Genomic DNA, 3252 nt, shown 5'->3' with positions numbered 1-3252 from the left:
CGAGGGAAGCCAAGTCATGAGGTTTGCCCTGAACTCCGAGCAGCGGGAATTCGCCGCCAGCATCGACGCCGCGCTGGGTGCCGCGGACGTGCCCGCCGCGGTGCGCGCGTGGGCACACGGCGACACCGCCCCGGCGCGGGCGGTGTGGGCCCGGCTGAGCGACCTGGGCGTCACCGCATTGGCCGTCGCCGAGAAGTACGACGGGCTGGCCGCGCATCCGGTTGACCTGATCGTCGCCTGCGAGCGGCTGGGACGCTGGTGCGCGCCCGGCCCGGTCGCCGAATCCCTTGCCGCGGCGCCGATCCTGCTCGACGGCGACGACCGGTCGGCCGCGCTGGCGGCCGGCGATCTGATCGTCACCGTGGCTCTCCCGCCGACGGTGCCACGCGCGGTGGGCGCCGACTTCGCCGGCCTGGTGCTGGTCGGCGAGGGCGGCGCCGTCACCGACGCCGTCGCCGGTGCGGGGCACCCGTCGGTAGACCCCACCCGGGAACTGTTCGACCTGACCGCCACCGGTACGGGGCGGCCGGCTGACGTCGGGCGTGCCTACGAATTCGGGGTGCTCGCCACCGCCGCGCAATTGCTCGGGGCCGGGCAGGCGATGCTCGACATGTCGGTCGACTATGCCAAGCAGCGCAGCCAATTCGGCCGGGTGATTGGCAGCTATCAGGCGATCAAGCACAAGCTGGCCGACGTGCACATCGCCCTGGAACTGGCACGGCCGCTGATCTTCGGGGCGGCGCTGTCATTGGCCGGCAACTCCGCCGGCACCGCGCGCGACGTGAGCGCGGCCAAGGCGGCGGCAGCCGACGCAGCGTTGCTCTCGGCGCGGGCGGCGCTACAGACCCACGGCGCGATCGGCTACACCGCCGAACACGACCTGTCGCACTGGCTGCTGCGGGTGCAGGCGTTGCATAGCGCGTGGGGCACCCCCACCGCTCATCGGCGACGGGTACTCGAATCGCTGGGCAGAATTGAGAACACGTGAACGACGAACGCCAACTCCTGCGCCAGACCGTCGCCGCGCTGGCGGACAAGCACGCCGGGCCTGAGGCGGTGCGGCGTGCCATGGACTCCCCGCGCGGATACGATACCGCGCTGTGGACCATGCTGTGTGAGCAGGTCGGCGTGGCCGCCCTGGTGGTCCCCGACGAGTTCGGTGGCGCCGGTGGCCAATTGGCCGATGCCGCCGCCGTTGTGGAGGAACTCGGTCGCGGTCTGGTGCCCACTCCCCTGCTGGGCACCACGCTGGCCGAATTGGCGTTGCTGACCGTCGACACCCCGGACACCGAAACCCTGGAACAGCTGGTCTCCGGGGCGTCGATCGGCACGGTGGTTTTCGACCGGGATTATGCGGTTAACGGCGACATCGCCGACGTGGTGCTCGCCGTCGATGATGGCCGCATCGTGCGCTGGATCGACGTCACCGTCGAGCCGGTCCGGACCATGGATCCCACCCGGCGGCTGGCGCGGATGACGCCGGGCGCGACAGAGGTGATCGGCCCGGACCCTGGCATCGCCGACACCGCGGCGATCCTGCTGGCGGCCGAGCAGATCGGCGCCGCGGATCGCTGCCTGGAGTTGACGGTCGAGTACACCAAGCAGCGGGTGCAGTTCGGCCGGCCGATCGGCAGCTTCCAGGCGCTCAAGCACCGGATGGCCGATCTCTATGTGGCCGTGCAGACCGCTCGCGCGGTGGTCGGCGACGCGGTGGCTCAGCCCACCCCGGTGTCGGCGACGCTGGCCCGGCTGGCGGCCAGCGAGGCGTTCTGCACGGTGGCCGGCGAGGCCATCCAACTGCACGGCGGCATCGCGATCACCTGGGATCACGACATGCACCTGTACTTCAAGCGCGCCCACGGCAGCGCGCAGTTGCTCGGGGCCCCCCGCGAACAACTGCGACGGCTCGAGTCCGAGATCCTGTAACGATGACCATCGCGCGCCGGGCCGGTATCCCCCCGTTCTACGTCATGGACGTCTGGTTGGCGGCCGCCGAGCGGCAGCGCACCCACGGCGATCTGGTGAACCTCTCCGCGGGGCAGCCCGGCGCCGGCGCACCGGCACCGGTGCTGGCAGCCGCCCAACGGGCCCTGGCATCCGGTCCGCTGGGATATACCGTCGCCCTGGGGATTCCGGAACTGCGGCAGGCTATCGCCGATTCCTACGCCCAGAGGTTCGGCCTGGAGGTGAGCGTCGACGACGTGGTTCTCACCACCGGCTCTTCGGGCGGCTTCCTGCTGACTTTCCTGGCCTGCTTCGATGCCGGCGACCGGGTGGCCATCGCCAGCCCCGGATACCCCTGCTACCGCAACATCCTCACGGCGCTGGGCTGTGAGGTGGTGGAGATCGAGTGCGGTCCGCAGACCCGTTTCCAGCCCACGGTGGCGATGCTCGCCGCGCTTGACCCACCGGTGCAGGGCGTCATCGTCGCCAGCCCGGCCAACCCGACCGGCACCGTCATTCCGCCGGCCGAACTGGCGGCCATCGCCAACTGGTGCGACGCACAGGGGGTGCGCCTGGTCAGCGACGAGGTGTACCACGGCCTGGTCTATCCCGGCGCCCCACAGACGTCCTGCGCATGGCAGACGTCGCGGAATGCCGTCGTGGTGAATAGTTTTTCGAAGTACTACGCGATGACCGGCTGGCGCCTCGGCTGGCTGCTGGTCCCCACCGAGCTGCGCCGGGCGGTCGACTGCCTGACCGGAAACTTCACCATCTGCCCGCCGGTGCTGGCGCAGTATGCCGCCATTGCCGCGTTCAGTCCGGAAGCCGTCGCCGAGGCGCAGGGTCATCTGCACCACTATGCGGCCAACCGGGAAACCCTCATCGCGGGGCTCAACCAGATCGGCCTCACCCGGTTGGCGCCGGCTGACGGCGCGTTCTACGTCTATGCCGACGTTTCGGACTTCACCTTGGACTCACTGCTGTTCTGCGAAAAACTGCTAGCTGAAACAGGACTGGCGATCGCGCCGGGCATCGACTTCGACACCCGGCGCGGCGGCGCCTACGTCAGGTTCTCCTTCGCCGGGCCGGCCGGCGACATCGACGAGGCGCTGCGCCGGCTCGGCCCGTGGCTGAGCCGCTGAGTCCTAGGCGGAGAGCGGGAACGGACCCAGCGTTCCGCTGCCGCTAATTGTGGTGTCGTTCGTGATGCCCAGGCTGGATCGGCGTTCCCGGTGGAATCGTCAGCGGACCGAGAGGCTGTTCGCGCGCGACATCGAACGGCGGTCAGCTTCGTCCCTAAGTTGCGGA

At 70.0% G+C, this 3252-nt stretch carries 3 protein-coding genes; all 3 read left to right on the top strand.

Annotated elements, in window-relative coordinates; genetic code table 11:
* Window positions 1–16 precede the first annotated feature (16 nt).
* Genes ADBZ6I_RS16790 through ADBZ6I_RS16780 form a run of 3 tightly spaced genes read left to right on the top strand, consistent with a single transcriptional unit; the run spans window position 17 to window position 3086 of the window.
* Window positions 17–988, top strand: coding sequence for an acyl-CoA dehydrogenase family protein (locus ADBZ6I_RS16790; protein WP_526385854.1), 972 nt, complete (start codon window positions 17–19; stop codon window positions 986–988).
* Window positions 985–1926 carry an acyl-CoA dehydrogenase IpdE2 gene (gene ipdE2 / locus ADBZ6I_RS16785; protein WP_526385852.1) on the top strand — a complete coding sequence of 314 codons (942 nt, stop codon included), beginning with the start codon at window positions 985–987 and terminating at the stop codon, window positions 1924–1926. The genes ADBZ6I_RS16790 and ipdE2 overlap by 4 nt, the downstream gene beginning before the upstream one ends.
* Window positions 1927–1928: 2 nt before the next feature.
* Complete coding sequence (locus ADBZ6I_RS16780) at window positions 1929–3086, top strand: pyridoxal phosphate-dependent aminotransferase (RefSeq protein ID WP_526385849.1); 1158 nt, start codon at window positions 1929–1931, stop codon at window positions 3084–3086.
* Window positions 3087–3252 lie beyond the last annotated feature (166 nt).

This window comes from Mycobacterium sp., from assembly GCF_044342925.1.
Lineage (GTDB): Bacteria > Actinomycetota > Actinomycetes > Mycobacteriales > Mycobacteriaceae > Mycobacterium.
The sequence above is the reverse complement of the archived record's forward strand: the minus strand, read 5'-3'. Positions and strand labels throughout refer to the sequence as shown.